Source organism: Candidatus Kryptoniota bacterium, assembly GCA_036567965.1.
Classification (GTDB): Bacteria; Bacteroidota; Ignavibacteria; order Kryptoniales; family JAKASW01; genus JAKASW01.
In genome coordinates this window covers 140,742-160,446 of record DATCTN010000012.1, presented here as the reverse complement: position 1 = coordinate 160,446, position 19,705 = coordinate 140,742, and the positions used below count along the sequence as shown (strand labels likewise).

The 19,705-nt window shown below is 49.6% G+C and carries 24 protein-coding genes; 4 read left to right on the top strand and 20 right to left on the bottom strand.

Annotation, left to right across the window (positions count from 1 at the left end; all coding sequences use genetic code 11):
* Nucleotides 1-277: 277 nt before the first annotated feature.
* Both VIS48_05045 and VIS48_05040 read left to right on the top strand, forming a co-directional pair.
* Entirely contained in the window at nt 278-1,114 is an 837-nt protein-coding gene (locus VIS48_05045; GenBank protein ID HEY9165507.1) for an EcsC family protein, read from the top strand.
* A 172-nt stretch (nt 1,115-1,286) separates the two neighbouring features.
* Entirely contained in the window at nt 1,287-1,559 is a 273-nt protein-coding gene (locus tag VIS48_05040) for a hypothetical protein (GenBank protein ID HEY9165506.1), read from the top strand.
* Nucleotides 1,560-2,439: 880 nt separating this feature from the next.
* On the opposite strand, the gene VIS48_05035 is transcribed toward VIS48_05040, so the two are convergent.
* From VIS48_05035 to VIS48_05000, 8 genes are all read right to left on the bottom strand, one after another.
* On the bottom strand, nt 2,440-2,826 hold the full coding sequence (locus VIS48_05035) for a VOC family protein (GenBank protein ID HEY9165505.1): 387 nt from the start codon (nt 2,824-2,826) through the stop codon (nt 2,440-2,442).
* A gap of 366 nt (nt 2,827-3,192) precedes the next feature.
* Nucleotides 3,193-3,444, bottom strand: coding sequence for a hypothetical protein (locus VIS48_05030; protein HEY9165504.1), 252 nt, complete (start codon nt 3,442-3,444; stop codon nt 3,193-3,195).
* Nucleotides 3,441-4,100 (bottom strand): NmrA family NAD(P)-binding protein, encoded by a 660-nt coding sequence (locus VIS48_05025; GenBank protein HEY9165503.1) that lies wholly within the window; start codon nt 4,098-4,100, stop codon nt 3,441-3,443. The genes VIS48_05030 and VIS48_05025 overlap by 4 nt, the downstream gene beginning before the upstream one ends.
* 211 nt (nt 4,101-4,311) lie before the next feature.
* The gene (locus VIS48_05020) at nt 4,312-4,857 is read right to left on the bottom strand and encodes a hypothetical protein (protein HEY9165502.1); all 546 of its coding nucleotides are present in this window, start codon (nt 4,855-4,857) and stop codon (nt 4,312-4,314) included.
* A 465-nt stretch (nt 4,858-5,322) separates the two neighbouring features.
* Nucleotides 5,323-5,730 (bottom strand): DUF3224 domain-containing protein, encoded by a 408-nt coding sequence (locus tag VIS48_05015; protein HEY9165501.1) that lies wholly within the window; start codon nt 5,728-5,730, stop codon nt 5,323-5,325.
* A gap of 135 nt (nt 5,731-5,865) precedes the next feature.
* Nucleotides 5,866-6,210 (bottom strand): cupin domain-containing protein, encoded by a 345-nt coding sequence (locus tag VIS48_05010; protein HEY9165500.1) that lies wholly within the window; start codon nt 6,208-6,210, stop codon nt 5,866-5,868.
* A 224-nt stretch (nt 6,211-6,434) separates the two neighbouring features.
* Nucleotides 6,435-6,767 carry a cupin domain-containing protein gene (locus tag VIS48_05005; GenBank protein ID HEY9165499.1) on the bottom strand — a complete coding sequence of 111 codons (333 nt, stop codon included), beginning with the start codon at nt 6,765-6,767 and terminating at the stop codon, nt 6,435-6,437.
* 404 nt (nt 6,768-7,171) lie between these two features.
* Complete coding sequence (locus VIS48_05000) at nt 7,172-7,969, bottom strand: lysophospholipid acyltransferase family protein (GenBank protein ID HEY9165498.1); 798 nt, start codon at nt 7,967-7,969, stop codon at nt 7,172-7,174.
* 273 nt (nt 7,970-8,242) lie between these two features.
* On the opposite strand from VIS48_05000, the gene VIS48_04995 reads away from it, so the two are divergent.
* Complete coding sequence (locus tag VIS48_04995) at nt 8,243-8,554, top strand: GIY-YIG nuclease family protein (protein ID HEY9165497.1); 312 nt, start codon at nt 8,243-8,245, stop codon at nt 8,552-8,554.
* Here the strand turns inward: VIS48_04995 and VIS48_04990 are convergent.
* The 11 genes from VIS48_04990 to VIS48_04940 all read right to left on the bottom strand — a co-directional run bounded on the left by VIS48_04990 (nt 8,551) and on the right by VIS48_04940 (nt 16,788).
* On the bottom strand, nt 8,551-8,856 hold the full coding sequence (locus tag VIS48_04990; protein ID HEY9165496.1) for a hypothetical protein: 306 nt from the start codon (nt 8,854-8,856) through the stop codon (nt 8,551-8,553). The genes VIS48_04995 and VIS48_04990 overlap by 4 nt on opposite strands.
* Before the next feature lie 19 nt (nt 8,857-8,875).
* Nucleotides 8,876-9,445, bottom strand: coding sequence for an SHOCT domain-containing protein (locus VIS48_04985; protein HEY9165495.1), 570 nt, complete (start codon nt 9,443-9,445; stop codon nt 8,876-8,878).
* A 206-nt stretch (nt 9,446-9,651) separates the two neighbouring features.
* A complete protein-coding gene (locus VIS48_04980; protein ID HEY9165494.1) occupies nt 9,652-10,314 on the bottom strand; it encodes a DsbA family oxidoreductase in 663 nt (220 codons plus the stop codon).
* Between the two features lie 19 nt (nt 10,315-10,333).
* Complete coding sequence (locus tag VIS48_04975; protein ID HEY9165493.1) at nt 10,334-11,263, bottom strand: ion channel; 930 nt, start codon at nt 11,261-11,263, stop codon at nt 10,334-10,336.
* A gap of 78 nt (nt 11,264-11,341) precedes the next feature.
* The gene (locus VIS48_04970; GenBank protein HEY9165492.1) at nt 11,342-11,752 is read right to left on the bottom strand and encodes a DoxX family protein; all 411 of its coding nucleotides are present in this window, start codon (nt 11,750-11,752) and stop codon (nt 11,342-11,344) included.
* Nucleotides 11,753-11,869: 117 nt separating this feature from the next.
* Nucleotides 11,870-12,412, bottom strand: a complete 543-nt coding sequence (locus tag VIS48_04965) for a hypothetical protein (protein ID HEY9165491.1) — start codon at nt 12,410-12,412, stop codon at nt 11,870-11,872.
* A 144-nt stretch (nt 12,413-12,556) separates the two neighbouring features.
* Nucleotides 12,557-13,453, bottom strand: a complete 897-nt coding sequence (locus VIS48_04960) for an SPFH domain-containing protein (protein ID HEY9165490.1) — start codon at nt 13,451-13,453, stop codon at nt 12,557-12,559.
* 206 nt (nt 13,454-13,659) lie between these two features.
* On the bottom strand, nt 13,660-14,526 hold the full coding sequence (locus VIS48_04955; GenBank protein HEY9165489.1) for a glycosyltransferase: 867 nt from the start codon (nt 14,524-14,526) through the stop codon (nt 13,660-13,662).
* Nucleotides 14,527-14,606: 80 nt separating this feature from the next.
* Nucleotides 14,607-14,963 carry a hypothetical protein gene (locus VIS48_04950; GenBank protein ID HEY9165488.1) on the bottom strand — a complete coding sequence of 119 codons (357 nt, stop codon included), beginning with the start codon at nt 14,961-14,963 and terminating at the stop codon, nt 14,607-14,609.
* Nucleotides 14,964-15,545, bottom strand: a complete 582-nt coding sequence (locus tag VIS48_04945; protein HEY9165487.1) for an HDIG domain-containing metalloprotein — start codon at nt 15,543-15,545, stop codon at nt 14,964-14,966.
* 865 nt (nt 15,546-16,410) lie between these two features.
* Nucleotides 16,411-16,788: a response regulator gene (locus VIS48_04940; GenBank protein HEY9165486.1), complete on the bottom strand. Its 378-nt coding sequence runs from the start codon at nt 16,786-16,788 to the stop codon at nt 16,411-16,413.
* Nucleotides 16,789-17,049: 261 nt separating this feature from the next.
* Here VIS48_04940 and VIS48_04935 point away from each other — a divergent pair, with 261 nt between their 5' ends.
* Nucleotides 17,050-17,823: an inositol monophosphatase family protein gene (locus tag VIS48_04935; GenBank protein ID HEY9165485.1), complete on the top strand. Its 774-nt coding sequence runs from the start codon at nt 17,050-17,052 to the stop codon at nt 17,821-17,823.
* A gap of 127 nt (nt 17,824-17,950) precedes the next feature.
* Here the strand turns inward: VIS48_04935 and VIS48_04930 are convergent, their stop codons facing one another.
* Nucleotides 17,951-19,702 (bottom strand): M20/M25/M40 family metallo-hydrolase, encoded by a 1,752-nt coding sequence (locus VIS48_04930; protein ID HEY9165484.1) that lies wholly within the window; start codon nt 19,700-19,702, stop codon nt 17,951-17,953.
* Nucleotides 19,703-19,705: the final 3 nt, after the last annotated feature.

Here is a 19,705-nt window from a genome sequence, read left to right as displayed (position 1 = left end):
GAGATCACAACCTCGAGAGAGTGGATGGATATTGCGATGCACAAGTTCAACGTTCCATTGAAGTTTGAGATGCATCCTGTATTTGGCAGGGTGATTAAGAAATTAGTCTAAATCAGAGAATGGGGTATGCCCTGGCATCGTTTAGAAATCCACGCCTCGTGGAGCGATAATCCGGCGGGACGGATTTGAGAATGAGATCGAAGGGGGAAACCGACTAACAAGATCTTAGGAAGCGGGTTGCTTTCCGCCTCAAGGTGTATGCAGCTTCTGTATCATCGTGCGTAAGAATGTTGTGCTCGAAAACCACGACAGGTATATTGAAACGATGAATAGCACGGACCTGCAGGAGCTTAGAGAAGCTGTCGAGTTGCTCGAAAATCCTGGCTGGATCGCAAATCTTACCAATCTCATCGGCGTGCCTCTGGAGTCGGCAATCTCCAGGCTGCCGAGACGGATAAAGGTAAGGATAACGGGGGCTGTAACGAAGTCCATTCGAGTAGCGTTGGAAATAGCCGTAAAGACCATGGACCAAACAAAAGAAGTTTCGGTCAGTAATTGGATACACCGCGCAGCAGTTGGTGGAACAGGTGCATTGGGCGGTTTCTTCGGGCCATGGGCCCTGACTCTTGAGCTTCCAATTTCGACTGCTATAATGTTACGGTCAATCGCATTCATTGCTAGAAGTCACGGTGAGGATTTGACAGTCCCCGAGTCGAAGCTGGCGTGCATTGAGGTTTTTGCCCTGGGGAGTTCATCATCAAGCCATGGTTCTTTGGACGCCAGTTATTATGGCGTGAGAATCGGACTTGCGCGAGCGCTCAGCGAAGCCGCCGAATACATTGCAGCTAAAGGTCTGGCTGACGAAGGAGCTCCTGTAATTGCCAGGTTGATTGCACGGATAGCAGCAAGGTTTGAAGTTGTTGTAACAGAGAAAGTGGCGGTCGAGATTGTCCCTGTCGTTGGGGCTGTGACCGGCGCAACTATTAATGTTTTATTCATCAACCTTTTTCAGAAAATGGCCGAGGGTCATTTCACCATCAGAGAGCTGGAGAGAAAATACGGCCCTGAGGAAGTGAAGAAACAATACTATAAGTTACGTCAGGATGCCGATTGAGAATCGAGCTACCTTATATGACTCATTGTGTACGGCAATAAATGCTGAAGCTGACTAATCGGCATTTCTTGTTTCGAAATCCTATAAGGACTGCCGCAGCAACCTGGAGTAGTGTAGCATGGGCATGGTGAGACGAACCAAGGATTGGATTGTCTCGAAAGCTTTAAGGTTAATGTTTAAGAAATCCCTCTCTGATCTCGGCGAGTTGGCCGATGCAAGCATAAACCCGGAGACAAAACGCATTCATTTACGGCTGGAACTAAAAGGAGAAACAGAACCTATCGATGTTACAATTCTCAAATATGAAGTGAACGGTTCCTGTTTTGTGATAAAAGAGATCACAACCTCGAGAGAGTGGATGGATATTGCGATGCACAAGTTCAACGTTCCATTGAAGTTTGAGATGCATCCTGTATTTGGCAGGGTGATTAAGAAATTAGTCTAAATCAGAGAATGGGGTATGCCCTGGCATCGCCTAGTAGAACGGCAGATAAGTTCTTGAGGCAAGCTGGAGAGCTGAAAGATGGATTTTTCTCTCTTTCCCGCCGCTCAGGAAGGAATGGATTTCACTAAACCCTTACGAGCCAGGGCTCTCGTGCTTCAGCTTGTTCCGTCAGCTTGCTTGCCCTCCGTCTTTTTGGCGGGAGCGCCTGGTTAGCACGCACGTTCACTGGTCTTGCCAGTTTGCCGGCTGCGTCGTAGTGAACGTATAGTTAATTTGTTTTTGCAATCTTAGATAATCAACAACTATGAACAAATTGCTATTAGAATGCACAAAAGCAGTATCGCTGATCACTTCGTCGGTTAGCACATTGATCTTTACAGTGTGAGCGCCATCGGTGATACTGGTTTGGGTCGAAGCAGCAAACCCAGTGTTTGGGTTTGTTGTGACCATTTAAAACTCAGCGTGTGTTTGGCCGTCGATGCCGATTGCCACGGAATCTGACTGGAAACCATTTTGTAACATGATTCGGATTCCATATGAACCCGGCGGTTGCACAGGATTGTTCTTGCTGCAACCGAGAATGCAAGAAACAACAACGATTAGAGCGAAGACGAACATTTTCATGATGTATGTTGACGTGCGTCCTAACGGACCGGAGCTTCCGCCTTCGTCGAAAGAACGACTTCGGCGGACAGGAAGCTGCGGCGACGTGCAGCCATTTCCATGTAGACCATACGCGCGGCAGACATCGCCTTTCCTTAAAAAATTCTTTTTGCGCGCGGCGAAATCGTCGACGCCTGGTTCCGTCAGCTTGTCCGAAGGACTCCTTCGGAGAGCGACTTGTTAGGCCGCAGTTCGCAGCTGTGAGTAACGAGCTTGCTCATTGGCCTTGAGGCGGCTGCCATAGCTCGACCTTGTTTCCCTCTGGATCAATGACCCAGGCAAACTTCCCATACTCGGATTCGTCAATCTTCTCGAGCACATTGCAGCCTTCTTCCTTCAAGACCTTGACCAAGGCGTGGAGGTCTTCCACTCGGTAGTTGACCATGAAGGGAGCAGAGCTCGGAGCAAAGTGATTACTTTCTTGCGGATCGATGAGCCAGGCAGTTGTGCCTGCAACCGGCTTGCCCTCGGCGTCGGTCCAATCGAAGGCGGCTCCGCCCCAGGCTTGGACGTCGATTCCCAAGTGCCGCTTGTACCAAGCCTGCAGTGATGGAGCGTCTTTGGCCTTGAAGAAGATGCCGCCGATACCAGTGACTCGTTTCATGTGACCTCCTATGTGTGGTGGTGGTGAGAGGAATGTTTCTTCTGCGGCCTAACGGACCGGAGCTTCCGCCTTCGTCGAAAGAACGACTTCGGCGGACAGGAAGCTGCGGCGGCGTGCAGCTAGTTCATCGTAGACTATACGCACGGCAGACATCGCCTTTCCTCAAAAAAATTTTCTGGCGCGCGGCGAATTCGTCGACCGCTGGTTCCGTCAGCTTGCTTGCCCGCCGTCTTTTGGGCGGGAGCGACTGGTTACAACGCACACGGCAAAATATTTATTTGACAGATACATAGAGTTTATAAATTCAGTTCCGTGTCGCGGTTCACAATGCATTAGATTATGCCCCGCGTAACATGGCAACAGAATTCACGACGGGCGCTTGAATTGAAGCGCTGAGAGCACATCCCGCACAGTCGTCCAACGCATGTTGGGATAGCGATCATTGTCGAGCGGCTCTAGCTTTGCCCGGCCGTCAAACATGTTACGCATGTACTGCATGCCCTGCCATGCCGGGAAAAGCTCCTTCTCAGCGGGAGTGACGGTGCGCGCTACTTTGATAAGCGTGCCGAGCATTCCCAGACCTCCGGCGCGGAACAGGCGGAACTTCTTTGCCGTCACCTCACCCACAACCGCTGTGAGCTCCCGAGCGCTGATTTGATCGCCAGCGATTCGTAAAATGCGAGGGGTGGACGGATGAAGAGCCGCGCTCGCCGTGAATGCGGCCGTGTCGTCAATCGTCGTGAAGTCCATGCGTTGGTCTGCATCCCCCAATACAGGACTCGCTTCAGTTTGAAGAGAATGAGCGGCATTTGATCGGTCAGAAGATCGGTAAATGCGCCGTTGAAGATCGTGGTCGCTGAAATCGAAGTCTCATCCAGGCGCTTATGGAAGTCTCGGCGCAGATCGAGATTGCGGTTCTCTCCGGGTGGAAGCTTGGTGAAATCGATCGAGTAGTCGGACGGAATGAAGCGAGGTATTCCTGCCGCTATTGCTGCATCCAACAATACTCTTTGGGTATCTACAATCACCTCATGTAATCCTTGCAATGCTGACACGACACAAGATACACCACTGCATGCATCGGACATTTCTTCTACATTTGACATATTTATCTTAAATATCTTCACTCCAAGTCTCTCAAGCTCATTTAATTTTTCAATATCACTGCTTGAGCGAACAACCACTCTAACTTCAGCACCCCTGTCAAGTAAAGCGTTAATAACCCTTTTGCCTAGATTGCCTGTCGCACCTGCTACTAATATTATTTTTTTCATCTTTCCTGTTTTGTTATAAATTTATTAAATATTTACTGAAACTGAAATTTATAGTCATTCACTTTATCCGTTAGAAGTCAATTTACAATTACTGCAACTCGTTAAACTACGCCATGAGCAATTCGTGCGTTCTAACGCTGGTGCTCAGCCGCTGCCGTAAGCGGGAGCGACGCAGGAGCGTACGTTGTAGGCAGTCGGCTGCAACGGTGTGTTAAGTGGCGGTGGTGGAGCCGCCGCTATCTGGCTTTGACTCATCTTTCAAGACCTCGCCAAGGTCGATAGTACCGCCGCCTTCACCAGCAATAATATGAACTACACCCTTCGGGTATTTCTCAATCCGGTGACCGTCTCGAAGCTCAACACTGAGTGGAGGATGTGAGAGAACAGCTCTCATCTCCGTTTCATTTTCTGCCGCAGAACTTTTGAGCAAAGCTTCGACGAATTCGGGCCTCTCAATATATGAACGTAGATATGAGAGATTCTCTTGGTACGCATCAAGACCAACAATACAAAAGAACGCGACGGACTTATATTCTTCTAAAAAAGTTGCCTTCGGCTTTCTCTCGTCTGCGCCGAAAACGCCATAGGCTTCACTTCGGAGATTCTTAAGGCCGGCAATGAGAGAAGCTTGGAGTTGTACAAATGAGTCCAACTCTAGGTGGTGTGCAAACTCATTTCGTATTTTGCGCAAAACGGTAGCTGCGCTCAAAATTTTCGTTGGGATAAACGCGAGTGCCTCGGCGAGCGCGATCTTCATAGAGAACGTGAAATCAGTCGCGGTAGTGAGTCGCGAATAGCGAGGAAGGAATGATCTAAGCGTAGCATCAAGACGATCTTCGACTATGAGAGCCGTGACAATAGCCAACAATCTATCGTCCTTGAGCTGTTCCGTTTTGTTGAATAGCTCTGGAAGTGGATTGTGCCGAAAGTACCGCAAGAGTGGCTCGATAAAGAGTGACTCACCCTCATGTCCAGAGATTAGTCCCATCGTTGCCCTTTTCACCTCTTTCTATTAGTTTCAGCGAGCCTACCTAACGGATTGCGGCTAAGCTGACCGCGTGGCCAATTATAATTTTACACAAAACGAATCGAGGCACAAGACGAATATTTTCATTCAACACAAAACTTCCAAGCGCAATATTAAATTCTACTGACGCTCATACGGTCAGCTTGTCCGAAGGACTCCTTCGGAGAGCCGCTGGTTAGGCAACAAGCATCTGGTTTATAGCGTGTAATCTAACTCTATCTGAGCACCATCTTGATTAGCACTATACCGACCAGTCCCTTGTATACTTTTAAGTTCTCCCATACCTGAACCAGTAATAATTTGCAATGTAGAACTTGCCGCACCATTCTCAAATGTGCCATGGTCTTCAATCGCAAAACTTCCTTCTTTTCCTAAGATACTACCGATAAATCTCATTATCCCAATATAGACAGCAGATGATTTATGTTGGTCGTTTCCGTTGTAATATTTATAGAACATCAAATATTCTACAACAGACTTACCATTAATCTCTCCGCTCATTGAATATTCAACCGATGCTTTGGTCATTTTCACTTCCGAAGAGATTTGCTCGTACACATTCTCCTCCCACTTCTTTACTCCATATGTTCCTTTTGCTATCAATTCGATTTCTCCTTTTTTATGTTTGTTGCCTAACGGTTCAAGCTCAGCGGCGAGGAGGAAGGAGCGCAGCGACTGAAGACGAGTCCGCTGCAGCGTGTCGTTAGGCGGCGACCGGGGTAAATGTCGGGCCTGAGCTCACTGTTGCCTGACTATATCGACTGAGATCTCCACCGCCGGCGTCGTTCCTCTATTCTCAAGCCAGTGCGTGGTGTTCCTATCCTCGGGCCAGCCCAGTCCCGGCCCATACTCCTTCGCCACTCCATTTCGATGGTCAGTGATCGTTCCTTGCAGTATATAGACCATGCCCGGCCTGTCTTTATGGTCGTGAATCGGGCCGAAGACGCCTCCAGGTTTGATGGTCACCACACGCATTCGAAGTTGGCGCCCTGCCATGCCCTCGATTTCAAGGCCAAGGTCAAGCGCTGCTAGCAGCTTCACCGTGACACCTTTCGTCTCAGGTGCTGCCTGTTCATTTCTCATCGTGGTCTCCTTTCTCTACGTTCTGCCCGCCTAACTATAATTAGCCTGCCGTATATCCGCATAACATTCCCGCGATTGAGCGGCGGGCAGGCCGGCAGTAAAAATGTTATGTGCCATCTTCTTTCGCATCTCGACAGAATATGAACGGAGGCTCCCGAAGAAACAGGCTAACTTTGAAAGTTACACCTTTCACTCTCAAATACCGAAACTGTTAGAATGCAATGTCATTCTTTGATCATCACTAACAGCATTTTGAAACGCTGCACTGCACTTGCTGAGTGAGGAACATTGGCGGGAAGAATTATAAATTCGCCCGTGCCGACTTTGACATCTTTACCTCCGACAACAAATTCCGCTTCACCGTCGAGAACTTCCACAAAGGCGTCGAAAGGAGCCGTGTGCTCACTTAACGATTGTCCCTTGTCGAAAGCGAATAGGGAAATCGTACCTCCTCCGCGCTTAATCAACTGTTTGCTGACAACCGCATCTTCGGAGTATCCAACTGAATCGGCTGTCTTCATTGCTTGTGAGCCAAAAGGTTTCTTCTCATCCGTCATTCCTTTACTCCTTCTTTGTTGTGCAGGAGTTGAACTCCTGCACCAGAGCCGACTGCGACAGTTCAACTGTCGCAGAACGCAGACCTTCTAAAATTATCTGCTTACTGTCTTTCCCCTGTGCCATCTTGTCTCGCATTTTCAACAGAATATAAATGGAGGCTCTCGAAGAGACAAACTTGGCGCTCTTTCCCGGCGACGTTTCCGTCGGCTTGACCGCCTGGTCAAGCACAGCGCAATTAATATATCAGCGGGATTATTCTTCTTGTCCGTTTTTTATAATCCAGGTAATTTTGTCCTAGTTGTTCAGTCATGAATTTTTCTTCTACATTTATCCGATAGCCGTGTCCAATAGCAATTGGAATTATCATGAGTAGGATTGATATCCAATTCGACAGCAGGGATCGTTATGCCACCTTTGCGCCCCACTCTTGTAAGTGAGAAACGACAAAATCGATTATTTGAGTATTTTCTTTTTTCCCGTTACCTGAAATTGTCAGCGGCTCGCCGAACGTTATATAGATCGGTTTATGTCTGCTGATGCGCCCTAAGTCTTTTACAACTTTCCCGATTTCCCAAAAATCGGTCTTCAGTGCGATCGGGATTACCCGGACTTTTGCATTTGCGGCTAACTTTACTCCGAGTGAATTGAATTTCGCCGGCACAAACTCAACCATCCTCGTACTCTGTGGAAATATCACGACGGATATTCCTTTCGATAATAATTCCTGTCCTTTGCTCAAGACAATCCCTAAGTCTTCTCTCGAATTTTCCCTGCCGAGCACTATCGGGGCCCTCGACCGCATGATGGGTCCGAAGAAAGGATGCTTCACCAGGCTTTCTTTCACCACAAAGGTTACTTTTTTCTCGGGAGCGATGATACAGGGCAAGACCATCGTTTCCAAGGTGCTCATATGGTTTCCTACAAATACGACGGGGTCGCTGCATCTGCGGATGTTGTCCATTCCCGATATGTGAAACCTGCCGCCGCAGCTTTCGATCAGCTTGAAGATTTCAAAAGAGGACAACGCCCATGCTTCCGCATCGTATCTTCCCTGTATTGCCTGCTTGCGAGTCTTCAATACGATGGAGCTGTATTTGCCGACAAAGAAAAGTCGGGTGTTCAGAGCAATCCTATCCAGGAAGGCGCGGCGGGTATTCTCGCTCGTCAGGTACGCATCCGACGTAAAATATTTTGTTAACAAGATCTAACGTCTCCCTCTGCTTCAATTGGTGGTCAATGAAGGTTACCCAAATGCCCCCCGTAGTTCAAGTGGGAAAAGGGACGTGTCTCACTTTCAAAGGCTCCTGTCACCCTGAACACCGGATAGGAACATTCCGGTGCAGGCTAGTCTGTCGGAGACAGATCCGACAGGGTCGGATTTCGGGGTCTATAGACTTGAACGGTCATAGATGCCGAAATAATCCCGAATAGGATCACTTCGGGACAGGATTCGGCATGACAGGAAGAGGGGGTTATGAGGAGGCTTGGCAAAGACGGTTATGTTTACATCATGAGCAATTTCAATCGCACGACTTTCTATATCGGTGTGACTAGTAATCTTGTCCACAGAGTGATGGAACACCGTGAGGGAAAGGTCCGGGGCTTCACGCAAAGATATAGGCTCAAGTACTTAGTTTACTTCGAAGTCGCCGGCTCGATGATCGATGCAATCTCCCGCGAGAAGCAATTGAAGAACTGGCACAGGGAATGGAAGATCAATCTTATTAAGTCGATGAACCCTGAGATGAAAGACCTTTCCGATGACATTCTTGGAGGAGACAGTTAATGAACTCTGTCGACAAAATAGATGCTCAGCGATATGCTCATGCAAACGAAGCCTGCGAAGAATGCGAGGAGACTCCACTTGTTCGACTGCGAGAGTTTCCCTACTCTCGCTAAGACGTATCCTACAACCAGATTTCCTAGCGCCCAGACGACATTCACCACCGGCGATGAAAGTCCCTTGCCTGGCGGATTGGAAAAGGGAGTTGGAAAGCTGTCACCAGATACGCCGTGAATAAAGTGAGGAACCGTGTTCGCCATAAAGATGCCGGCGAAAATACAGACGACATAATGATACCATTTCATGAGATCCTCCTTCGATTTTTCAGAAGCCCATCCGGCGAGTCGTAGATTGAGCGCCTTCAATGATCGACTTCTTGATCAGATCGTATTCGTCATCGTTGATGGCACCGTTTTGCTTGAGCCTTGCGAGTTTCTCCAGCTGATCAGGAATGCTCACGGCGGACATTGGAACGAAATGAGCTTCAATGAAATTGCGCCTGCGCTCCTGTAGCTTCTTGATGAAATCCGCCAGCGCGTCGCTCGAAGGATTGTCGGAGTAAAAGAGAAGTGTTTGACCTGTGCAGTGAAGACCAAGGTATTTCACGCGTGAAATGAAAAAGCGAACACCAAAAGGGATAGCGAAAACAAAATAGACAAGTGTGGATACGGTATCGAGTCTCGAGTCAGCAATTAACAGTATCAAAGTTCCGACACCCAACGTTAAGAGCCCCACGAAGAACCAGAAGGCAAACTTCGAGTAGGTGCTGAATATATATGTCTCGTCGCTGATTGCTTCATAAGAAATCTTGAATTCGCGGTAGGTAAGAAATGAACGAACACTTACCTGGACTCCGTCGGCGGCAAGTGAATAACTGCGCTTATTGAGCAACAATCGAGTTTGAATCAGGTCAGGGGCATCCATAACAGTCGCTTTCGAATGATTGCACGTCGAGGATGTAGCGGCTATGCTGTCGCCCCGGTTTCGCTGATCTCGCTGGAGGGATCCTGTCTATGGTCTGCTCACCCCCGGTCGCCGGTTTGCCGGCTCGCAAATTATCCCTCGCCATGAAGGAATATATGCGAACGGCTCTGAAGAATCTACTTTAGTAAACTCTTCTCTTGGACATGCTCCTCGTTCCACACCTGATCGAGCGTCTCCATGAAGAGATGGGTCGGCTGAGCGCCGGAGATCGCGTACTTCCTGTTGAAGACGAAGAAAGGTACGCCGGTTATACCAAGCGACTCGGCTTCATCTAGATCCTGCCGCACTTCATCTTCAAATTCCCCGCTCTCCAATGCTTTCCTCGTCGCGGCGGGATCCAAACCGATTTCGGTCCCGAGTAGTACGAGCGTTTCAAATTCGTTTATGTCCTTCCCTTCCGTGAAGTACGCGGCAAAGAGCCTCTCCTCCGCTTTGCCCTGCAAACCGTGCTTCGCTGCAAGATGGATCAGCCTGTGCGCGTCGAATGTGTTGGCTGGAATTATATTATCGAATTTATACTCGAGGCCCACTTCCTTCGCCCTCGCCACGAGGTCATCGTGCATCTCCTTCGCCCACTCACGCGAGCGGCCATACCTGTTTGCAAGATATTCGTGTATATCGCCCGCCGCGCCGGGGTTGAATTCAGGATTCAACTGGAAACTGTGCCACAATATTTCTACTCCATCCTTATGTTCGAACTTGTCAAGCGCGATCTCGAACTTGCGCTTTCCCATGTAGCAGAACGGGCAAACGACATCAGACCAGATTTCTACTTTCATCATCAACTTCCTTCGTTTCTTAAACGGCAGCTTTCTCAACTTCACTCAAGCGGTCCAGCGCCAGGGCCATGTCACCGTCAGCCGTCACGCTGAAAGCGGGAAGGAATTTTGCTCCCCACAATATCTCATCGAACCTGTACGAGTAACGCGAGTGCACAACCTGGCTGAACGTGTCGTCAAACGCCTTTATCATGATAAGGATTTCCGCCTGTGAGTCTGCCAGGTCCTTCAGAGTCTTCCCAAAAAGCGGGCTCTGTTCGTCGATCGGGTGGACGACCGTCCAGGTGAGCGGGAGGAAATATACAGACGATCGTTCGAGGTTCATTACGTGATATTCACGCCTGTGATTGTCACCTGTCCCTGAGACCGTCATGATCAGGACCTTCGCCTCAATCTCCATGAGCGTGTTCGTGCGCTGGTTCGCAATGCGGAATTGAAGGCTCGTCCTGCCGCGATACGGGGCGATGATCGCACTGTCGCTGAAGACCATTCTTGCCGACGGCCGTGAGAATCTCCCGTAGAGCAATCCTGTCGCCACCGCAAGTGCCATCAGTCCCGTCAGCGATTCGAGCGCCGCCACTGAGTTCGTCCAGACGTCCTTAGGTGCGATCGTCCCGTAGCCAACGGTCGTGAACGTATGAACGCTGAGGAAGAATGTGCTCAGGAATTCCGACAGCGGCGTCGAAGTGTCGGCTCCATGTATGTTCCCGATGCCCGCGAGGAGATAAAGACACGCGAAGAGCGCGTTGACCAGTATGTACCCCGAAAGGATAACGAGGAAGAACCGTGGCCAGGAAATGTTTATAAGGAATTGGTAGAAATGGAAATGCTTCAGGCCCAGGCCCGTCTTCCGGACATTGAAAGATCCGTCCTTCTCAATCGCCCGCTGCAGCTTACCGGTGTATTTCTGTGTCAGTCCTGGATCGAACGTCGTTTGCTCAAGACTCATAAATCCTCAGAAGTTGTTGAGTGAAAACTCCAGCTCCCTCGCAGGCGAGACTATTTCCCCGCTGTCAGGAATCAGCCGTCATATTCCAAACAACAAATGGTCCAAAGAAATTCTCCCTGGACCGAGAAGCACGACCGAAGCGGCCGCCAGAAGTACTACGAGCTCGAATTCCCACCCACCCGAAGCGCCCTTGGCAAGGAAAGGCATCTTCGTGTTTCTTTTGAGGCGTATTGCCAGGAACATGACAATGACAAAACACGAGGCGGTCAGCTGGGTGAGCAAACCGAGGAGAATAGCGATTGCGCCGAGCGGTTCGGCGTACGATAGGATCCTCAGATTCTTCAACGCGCCGGCAGTGAGTTGCTCCGATGGCTGCATATTCCTGAACTGCGCTTTCATCACGCCGTGGAGCCAGAAAATCACGGCGAGTCCCGCTCGAAGAATCAGTATTCCGATACTTGGATGATAAATTGACGAGAATAATTCCATGACATCACCTTCTACGAATCATATGGAAATTTAACAATTCCTCTAACACTTTGAACACAGACCCTGTTCCCGCCAAAGCGAGTGGCGTAAGCCCTCCGTCAACTTGTCGTTAGCAATTTAAAGGTTGAAGTTTACGCCTGCCTTGAGATTAGGCAAGACAAGTGGCGCGTTAGCGGAAAATGAAGCAGCTATCCCCATCGACCAGATAAAGTGAAACCCGGGATCGACGATGTTCTCGTGGCCAATGTTTATCTCGCCCGCAAATCCCCCGGTCATGCGGTGTGTGATTCGGTTGGGGAAAAGAACTACTTCGTAGCTGATGCAATTCAGCGTGGACCAACCGGTGTTTTGCGAGACTCTTATCCCGAATCCCCCGTCTGCACTTGGGAAATAACCGCCGCCAATCCAATAGCCGCCGTACTTCACCCCGACAGCCCAGCGATCGCTAACCTGGTACCCAATTCCCAATCCAAATAGTTCGGCCAGGCCCACGGTGAGATGAAAATAAGGACCCCTGACTTCCTGGTCCAGTGAGTCAACTGATATTCCGACAACCGCTGCTGTATCAGACTGAGCTTCCCGGTCAATTGAAGCAACTGGTCCGGCGATTGATTCGGATGCCGGACAAAGCAAGAGGAAGATGAAAAAATTGATTTTCATGTATGAGGTTCTCCTACACTCTTCAGCAAATCCGACTGTAGAAGTTGGTTCCGCATTTATACCACGCCACTGGTTTAATTGGGCTGAAGCCGATTTCTTGTTTGATCTCTGCCGCGAGCTAAAGCTCGGTGCAAGAATCGTGTATTACCCGGCTGAACCGCCACCCGACTTCTTCATCGGTACAATTCCCGCCATGTCGCCGATGACGTTGACGAGCTCCTGGTTGGCGGGCACCACGATCTTTGTGTTCTGCTGTAAAGATGCCTGGACGGTCTCGAGTCGCTTGAGGACCTGCGCATTACCGACGAAGTATTTGTTCGCGGCTTCGTTCACAAGCCGGATCGCTTCGGCTTCGCCTTCAGCCTGGAGTATCTGGGCCTGTTTAATTCCTTCGGCTCTTTTTATTGCCGCACGTTTTTCACCGTCTGCCGTCGTCTCGGCAGCAGTTGCGAAATCTACTGCGGCGATCTTTTCATTTTCTGCTTTCACGATCTTGTTCATAGTGTCCTGGACGTCTTTCGGAGGGTCGATCTGCTTAAGCTCCGCGCGGACGATGTCTATTCCCCAGCTTGTGGTTTCCCTTACAAGTATGTCGATGAGGTCTTTGTTTATTCTACCGCGCTCGCTGTTTGCCGACTTCAGCGTCAATGTGCCGAGTATATTCCTGAGAGTGGTCCGTGTCAGGTTTACGATTTGATACTCGATGCTGTTCACGCTGTATTGGCTTCTTTTCACGCTCTCTTCGTCTTCCCTGATCTTGTAATAGATCTGAGCGTCTACCATCGCGTTCAGATTGTCGTTTGTGATTATCTCCTGCGGTTCGGCGTCGATCATCTTTTCAGTAATATTGACTTTGACAAGTCTGTCGACCATAGGAATGATCCAGTTGAATCCGGCACGCGCGAACTTCCTGTACCTTCCCATTCGTTCGACAAGTCCGCGATGAGTCGGCCTTACGATCTTTATTCCTGAAAAGAAGAATAGGGCAACAAGAATACCAATTGCCCATTCGAGAAATACTAGCCCGCTATCCCCTTCCATGACATCCAGTCCTTTTTTTAGTTTCCTGAATTATGAATGCGAATCAGCCCGTGAAATGGTATACGCCATCGCTGCCAGCCGATCATGATTCCGTTCAGGCGACTCGCAATCATCCTGTTTGCAGAAACGAGAAATATCTAGAGAAAATTAGCAGAGGGAAGAGGAATATTCAATAATGTCGATACGACAGCCGCCGGCATTCCGGGTCAAAGTTTCTCGAGTCCGAGCTTGCATCTCGGATCGCCCGACTTCCTGACCTCCTCGAATCTTTTCACGGATCTATCGGATGGCATTGTGCGAGTGTGAAAGACGTGAAATTGTATGGCCAGATTTCTGAGAGATTTTCCAGTGACACCGACCAGTGAAAGACGGTACTGAATATCAGAATCTTCTCCGTGTCCCGGGCCGTCATAAGCTTCATCGAAGCCGTTTACCGCGACCAGATCCGACTTGTGGACAGAGAAATTGCTCCCGAGAATCTTGTCCGAATCTCTCTTGATGAGTTTTCGAATCAACGTATTCTTTATTCTGATTCCATCCTCAAGTCGAGCCGCCTTCCCTCGCACGCCATCGATGACATCAAATAGCCCGATCCTCTCAAACCGGCCGCTCGCAATTTTCTCTACGTTAAGCGCCTCAGCCCATCTTTCGCTCATCTCAACTCTCCTCCCGAGAAGGAGCCTGTGCGGTTCTCTTTCATCCAGATGATCTTTGAGGAAATCCCGGGCGGCGATACAATCGCCGTCGATAAATACAAGGTAGTCCGACTTCGAGGCGCGGATCGCGTTGTTCAACATTATGTTCTTTCGCCACCCGCGATCTTCATGCCAGAGATGAGTGATAGGAAAGTGGTAGCTTTCCTTTGCCTCACGCACAACTTCTGCAATTGCGGGAGCGGAGCCATCATCCGCCACGATAACCTCGAAGCCTTCAACCGATTGTCGGGCACATGCGGCAAGCGCGCACCGTAGCACTTCAGGCTTGTTATAAACCGCTATCACCAGGCTTATAGAAGGAGCAGCGCCGGCGGACAGCGAGTTTTCGACAGCAGAATATGCTTTCAATCTATTCATTATCCCGGGATTCGAACTCGCGAAGATTCACGCCAACTCAGATCGACCAGAGATAAGTCGGCGTGCGAGATGGGAAATTGTCAGCAGCAGACTGATTGCAGAATTTCCCGGATACTGGAATTGAATTCAAATCTCGAGAGGACTTCATCGCACCCGGCAACGATCGCTTGCGCTTTGAGCGGTGTGTTGACGTGCGAAAGGTAGGCAACGACTCTGATTGAAGAGGTCGAGTCATTCTTCTTCAATCCCTCAACGAAACCGAGTGAGTCGAGAAATTCGTTTTCGAGATCGATAAGGACGAGCGCGCAGTCTTTCAGGTAGAACTGCACCTGGTGGTCCGTTCCTGCGAACCCGACGCTCAAGCCGAAATATTCGGCCGTGTTTCTGATCTTCGTCATGAAAATCAAATCGTTCACTATCGCCGTTACTTTTGCCATTTATCCTAATCCCAATGTTGGTGCATTTTCCTGGAGGGCCTTGATGACGAATGAAATATGCTCATCTTCCGGAATGCCAAGTTCCGCAATCCCGTTTCGAATGTCGTCGCGACTGACGCTCCGGGCAAACGCTTTGTCCTTCAGTTTCTTTTTCACCGACGACGGTTCGAGCCCGACCAATTTTGTAGGCCGCACCAGAGCGACTGCCACAATGAATCCGGAGAGCTCGTCGCACGCGAAAAGGCATTTTGCCATCTGTGTATCTCGCGGGAACTTCGTGTAAGGAGCATGACCCATAATGGCATTTCTGAGACTTTCGGGATAACCTTTCTCCGTAAGAATTTTGTTCCCGACATACGGATGCTGCTCGGCAGTGGGATACATTTCATAATCGAAATCATGAAGTAAGCCGCCCAATCCGTAAAGATCGGGATCTTCATGAAACTTGATCGCATAGGCGCGCATAGCTGCCTCGACTGCGAAAGCATGTTTCCGAAGACTATCTGTCTTGGTATACTCGAAGAGTAAAGCTACCGCTTCATCCCGGCTCGGAACTAAGTCATCTCCCTTGTCACAACTCAAATATATTTTTGCCGCACATTATAATCAATTATCGGTAGTGCCTCACTTTGAGTTACGACCAGATACCCCCACAAACGGCCTTCGGAAAAAATGGCGATTAGGAAATTTCCCGTACTGCCCAACAGAGGCCTAACAAACAAATCGCCGACGCCGTCAGGCGGAGGCTTGATTTGTTTCCCACTTAAGCGGAAATTTCCAGCCATTTTTTCCGATAGCCTTGATTTTTCCTTTGGTACTTTCCTTTTGATCAAGCAAAAGGAAAGTACATCACCTTTCTGGACTCCTGTAATTTATCTTGTCCACTTTTCCCGCTCCGTTTGCATTCACAAATGTGCGGGATCCGCAAGGCGGACTTTTGCTCGTCCAAAAGTCCCGCTCTACGGGATCCCGTATATTGCGTAGATATTGTGGTACGGGAAAAGTGGACAGAAAGTCCGCCAGAGGTCGACGGCACGTCTACGACCCTTCGGGTCGAAAGACCCGTAGGGACTCGTCGAGCGGATGCGCCGCATATAAATTATCGGAGGCGCAAAAAGGACGCCCCGCGAAAATGGTCCCGACTTACGTCGGGGTCGTCCCGCCCGCTGCTTTATGCGATTTTTTGAATTGCTCCGTTAAGTCCTCTGTTGACAAAAAATCGCTATAGCCAATCTGTAGAGACATGAATAGACTGTTCCTCCTTAGCGGGACTCTCCCGAAGGGATCCCTTTCCCTAAGGGACTCCTTCGGAGCGGGACATTTTCGCAAGGGGAGAACAGTTACTTATTGAAATTGGGTCACCACCCAATTATCTCATGCATTTTGACCCGGCGGGAGCCGGCGGATGGCAATCGGGGTGACGAAGAAGGAGAGAATTCCTGAACGATCAGGATTTGCCGGTTCTCGAAAGGATTGCGTTGACCCGCGCTAAGAACACTTTTGTGCTGAACGGCTTGGTTATGTAGTCGTCCGCTCCCTGCTCGAGTCCTCTGACGATTTCTTGTTCGCTCGATTGAGCTGTGAGCATGATTACCGGGATGGACTTCAGCGCAGGATTGCTCCGAAGTCTGCTTAGAGTCTCAAGCCCATTCATCACTGGCATCATCACATCAAGCACGATCAGATCAGGCGGATTCTTTTCCGCGGCTTCGAGTCCCAGCTTCCCGTTCTCTGCCAGCGTCACGTTGTGGCCGGCACCCTTCAACTTGAACTGGATTAATGCCGCGAATTCTTCGGCATCTTCGATGACAAGTATATTCGCCATTTGATCTCGACGCCTCTATTTTCGTGGAACAAAAACCATTATGACCACAGGACAGCTCCAATCTTTCTTCGGAATATTGTCGAACGACTTAAGACTATGGCTGTGTTCTCGAATAGATTTGTCCGACGTTTGATAAATTACGCAAAAAAGCAGCGGAATGCTCAACAACAATATCAGGAGAATCGTGGACAACGCAATGAGATTTCGAATTCTGCTCTATTCAATCGATGTTTGGTCAAATTTTCATAAATTGTTAGAAAAATGATCGACAAGATTAAGGAAATTGCGGTTCAGGCAGGTCACTTCTTAAAGGAGAACCAGGGAAGAATTTCGGAGGTGAAAGAAAAGGGATCGTCCACCAACCTGGTTACAGACATAGACAGGAAGTCGGAAGCGATGATAGTTGATTTCGTCCGGAAGAATTTTCCGGGTCATGATGTCCTTGCGGAAGAAGGAGGCGGAAGTAAAACAAATTCGGAGTACAAGTGGATAGTCGATCCGCTTGATGGCACTACAAATTTCACACATGGATATCCCGTTTACTGTGTTTCAATTGCGGTTGAGCACAAGGGGGAAGTGATCGCAGGCGCGGTGTATGATCCCAACCTGGACGAGATGTTTACTTCTGAAAAAGGATCCGGCGCGTTCTTGAACGGGGAGAGGATCCACGTATCACAAACCGATAATCTTCCGCACGCAATGCTCGCCACAGGATTTCCTTACGACGTAAAGGATGATCCATATAACTGCATCGAGCACTTCGACACATTTCTCCTTTACTCACAAGCCATAAGAAGACTTGGGTCGGCAGCACTGGACATATGCAACGTAGCCAATGGAAGGCTCGACGGATTCTGGGAAGTAAACCTTCACGCGTGGGATACCGCAGCTGCTGTGCTCATCTCGACCGAGGCCGGTGGGAGAGTCTCTGACTTTCGCGGCGGGAAATACAGCATTTACGACAAGAACATCCTGCTCTCAAACGGAAGAATACACGATGCGATGATAAAGGTTCTCGCGAAGAACCTGAAGTAGGATGACTTGCTGCAACGGCCGGGTGATGAATTAACGGTGGAACCGGCGCGCTTCGAATTCCCTCACCGCACGACGACAATTTTAGTTTTGTAAAAATTGAGCCGCGGCCACCTCTCCACCATAACCCCTATCTTCTGCTGACAGTTGCCTCTGCAGTCTCTTTGTTCCCATTCCGCAGATACTTGATAACGATTTTATCGCCCGATTTTATTTCCTGCAAGACGTACATCAGGTCATAGATATTTTTTATCTCTTTTGATCCGATCTTCGTGATCACGTCGCCGCCACGAAGCCCGGCTTTGTCGGCAGGACTGCCGGGGGTCACTCCACTAAGCTTGTAACCGACGTCCTGACTTCCGAAGTCAGGAATCGTACCGAGATACGCCCTCGCTCCCTCTGTCGGCCTTTGCTGCGCAGCGACCGCGGTGAACGCAGGTCTCCACGTTGCGGATTCGAGACTGTCCAGGTCCGCCTTCACGAAGTTCAATACCTTCACCTCACCCGGATAATTCAACTTGTCATAAGTATCGCTCGGTTTGTGGTAGTCCGAATGAACATCAGTGAAGAAGAAGAGTACCGGTATCGACTTTGTATAGAACGATGCATGATCGCTTGGTCCGAATCCCTCCATGTCGAGAGAAAGACTGAGGGAGTCCGCACCGAGCTTCTCGTCGTTAAGCTTCGCAAAACTTTCCCATTGAGTTGCGGTTCCGATGCCTCCAAGAATCAGGCGGTTGTTTCGCAGCCTGCCGATCATATCCATGTTAAGCATTGCCCCGACGTTGTTCTTCGGCATCGGAAGGTGACCAGCGAAATACTCCGAACCGAAGAGCCCTTCTTCTTCGCCCGAAAAGCAGACGAAAACTATCGGCTTCTTCAATGCTTCGCGATGAGAGGCATAGTACCGCGCCAACTCCAGAACGCCCGCCACTCCACTCGCGTTGTCATCCGCACCGTGGTGAATGGCGATCGTATCGGGCTTCATCGATCCAAAAGGTCCCCAGCCAAGATGATCGTAATGGGCACCTAGTATGTAGCAAGTGGAGTCGCTGCTGCCGGAAGGACGGACAATGCCGGCAACATTTATCGCTTTCGTCTTGAGAATCGAAATATCTATTGCCAGGTTCAGCTCGAGATTCTTGATTTCCCTTGAATCGGGTGACATTGTCTTTTCTATTTTTGAGAGCGACGCGGCCAGGTCAAATCCACCCACCTCCAGAAGACGTGTTGCGGCAGCATAGGACATGTTGACTGCGAGAATACCGGCACTCGGGCTGAAATCGTATTCGAATTTCGCGAGCGTCTTGTCGCTTTCTCTATTTACCACGATGATGGCTGACGCGCCCAGATTTCTCGCTGTCATCAGCTTCATCCTCACCGCGCTGAATTTGTAAAGCCGGTCGCTAGTCGAGTCTTCGCGAGGCGAGCCTTTCATTACCACAACGATCTTCCCCTTTACATCGAGGTTGCCATAATCATCATAGTTCGAATCTTTGGCTGAAATTCCGTAGCCCGCGAAAACGACAGGACCGTTCGCAGATCCGCTGTCTGAGTAAGTGTACGGAACGTAATCGGAGTCAATTGCGGCTGAGAAGGTCTTCCCGTCGACAGACGCCGCGACAGAATTCCGACTGCCAAGGACCGCCTTCGCGTTGAAATCATAAAACTGGAAGTAGCCCGGAAACAACGGCTCGACCCCGTAAGCCTTGAACTTCCCGGCGATCCATTTCGCAGCAGCAGCCGCCTGCGGTGAGCCGGTAAGTCTTCCCTGCAATTCGTCGGAGGAGAGAAATTTCACATAAGACTTTATACTATCCGGATTGACCTGTGCTTGTGCCGCGACTGACAGTAGCACGACCAGTATTAACGCCCTTTTCATTTT

Coding starts and splice junctions, on each gene's coding strand:
- VIS48_04950 (HEY9165488.1), bottom strand. CDS start 14,963: ATGGCAAAAGTAACGGCGATAGTGAACGATTTGATTTTCATGACGAAG.
- VIS48_05005 (HEY9165499.1), bottom strand. CDS start 6,767: ATGACGGATGAGAAGAAACCTTTTGGCTCACAAGCAATGAAGACAGCC.
- VIS48_05010 (HEY9165500.1), bottom strand. CDS start 6,210: ATGAGAAATGAACAGGCAGCACCTGAGACGAAAGGTGTCACGGTGAAG.
- VIS48_04965 (HEY9165491.1), bottom strand. CDS start 12,412: ATGAAAATCAATTTTTTCATCTTCCTCTTGCTTTGTCCGGCATCCGAA.
- VIS48_04970 (HEY9165492.1), bottom strand. CDS start 11,752: ATGGAATTATTCTCGTCAATTTATCATCCAAGTATCGGAATACTGATT.
- VIS48_04955 (HEY9165489.1), bottom strand. CDS start 14,526: ATGAATAGATTGAAAGCATATTCTGCTGTCGAAAACTCGCTGTCCGCC.
- VIS48_05035 (HEY9165505.1), bottom strand. CDS start 2,826: ATGAAACGAGTCACTGGTATCGGCGGCATCTTCTTCAAGGCCAAAGAC.
- VIS48_04940 (HEY9165486.1), bottom strand. CDS start 16,788: ATGGCGAATATACTTGTCATCGAAGATGCCGAAGAATTCGCGGCATTA.
- VIS48_04975 (HEY9165493.1), bottom strand. CDS start 11,263: ATGAGTCTTGAGCAAACGACGTTCGATCCAGGACTGACACAGAAATAC.
- VIS48_05040 (HEY9165506.1), top strand. CDS start 1,287: ATGTTTAAGAAATCCCTCTCTGATCTCGGCGAGTTGGCCGATGCAAGC.
- VIS48_04980 (HEY9165494.1), bottom strand. CDS start 10,314: ATGAAAGTAGAAATCTGGTCTGATGTCGTTTGCCCGTTCTGCTACATG.
- VIS48_05020 (HEY9165502.1), bottom strand. CDS start 4,857: ATGAAGATCGCGCTCGCCGAGGCACTCGCGTTTATCCCAACGAAAATT.
- VIS48_04990 (HEY9165496.1), bottom strand. CDS start 8,856: ATGAAATGGTATCATTATGTCGTCTGTATTTTCGCCGGCATCTTTATG.
- VIS48_04935 (HEY9165485.1), top strand. CDS start 17,050: ATGATCGACAAGATTAAGGAAATTGCGGTTCAGGCAGGTCACTTCTTA.
- VIS48_04960 (HEY9165490.1), bottom strand. CDS start 13,453: ATGGAAGGGGATAGCGGGCTAGTATTTCTCGAATGGGCAATTGGTATT.
- VIS48_04995 (HEY9165497.1), top strand. CDS start 8,243: ATGAGGAGGCTTGGCAAAGACGGTTATGTTTACATCATGAGCAATTTC.
- VIS48_05025 (HEY9165503.1), bottom strand. CDS start 4,100: ATGAAAAAAATAATATTAGTAGCAGGTGCGACAGGCAATCTAGGCAAA.
- VIS48_04930 (HEY9165484.1), bottom strand. CDS start 19,702: ATGAAAAGGGCGTTAATACTGGTCGTGCTACTGTCAGTCGCGGCACAA.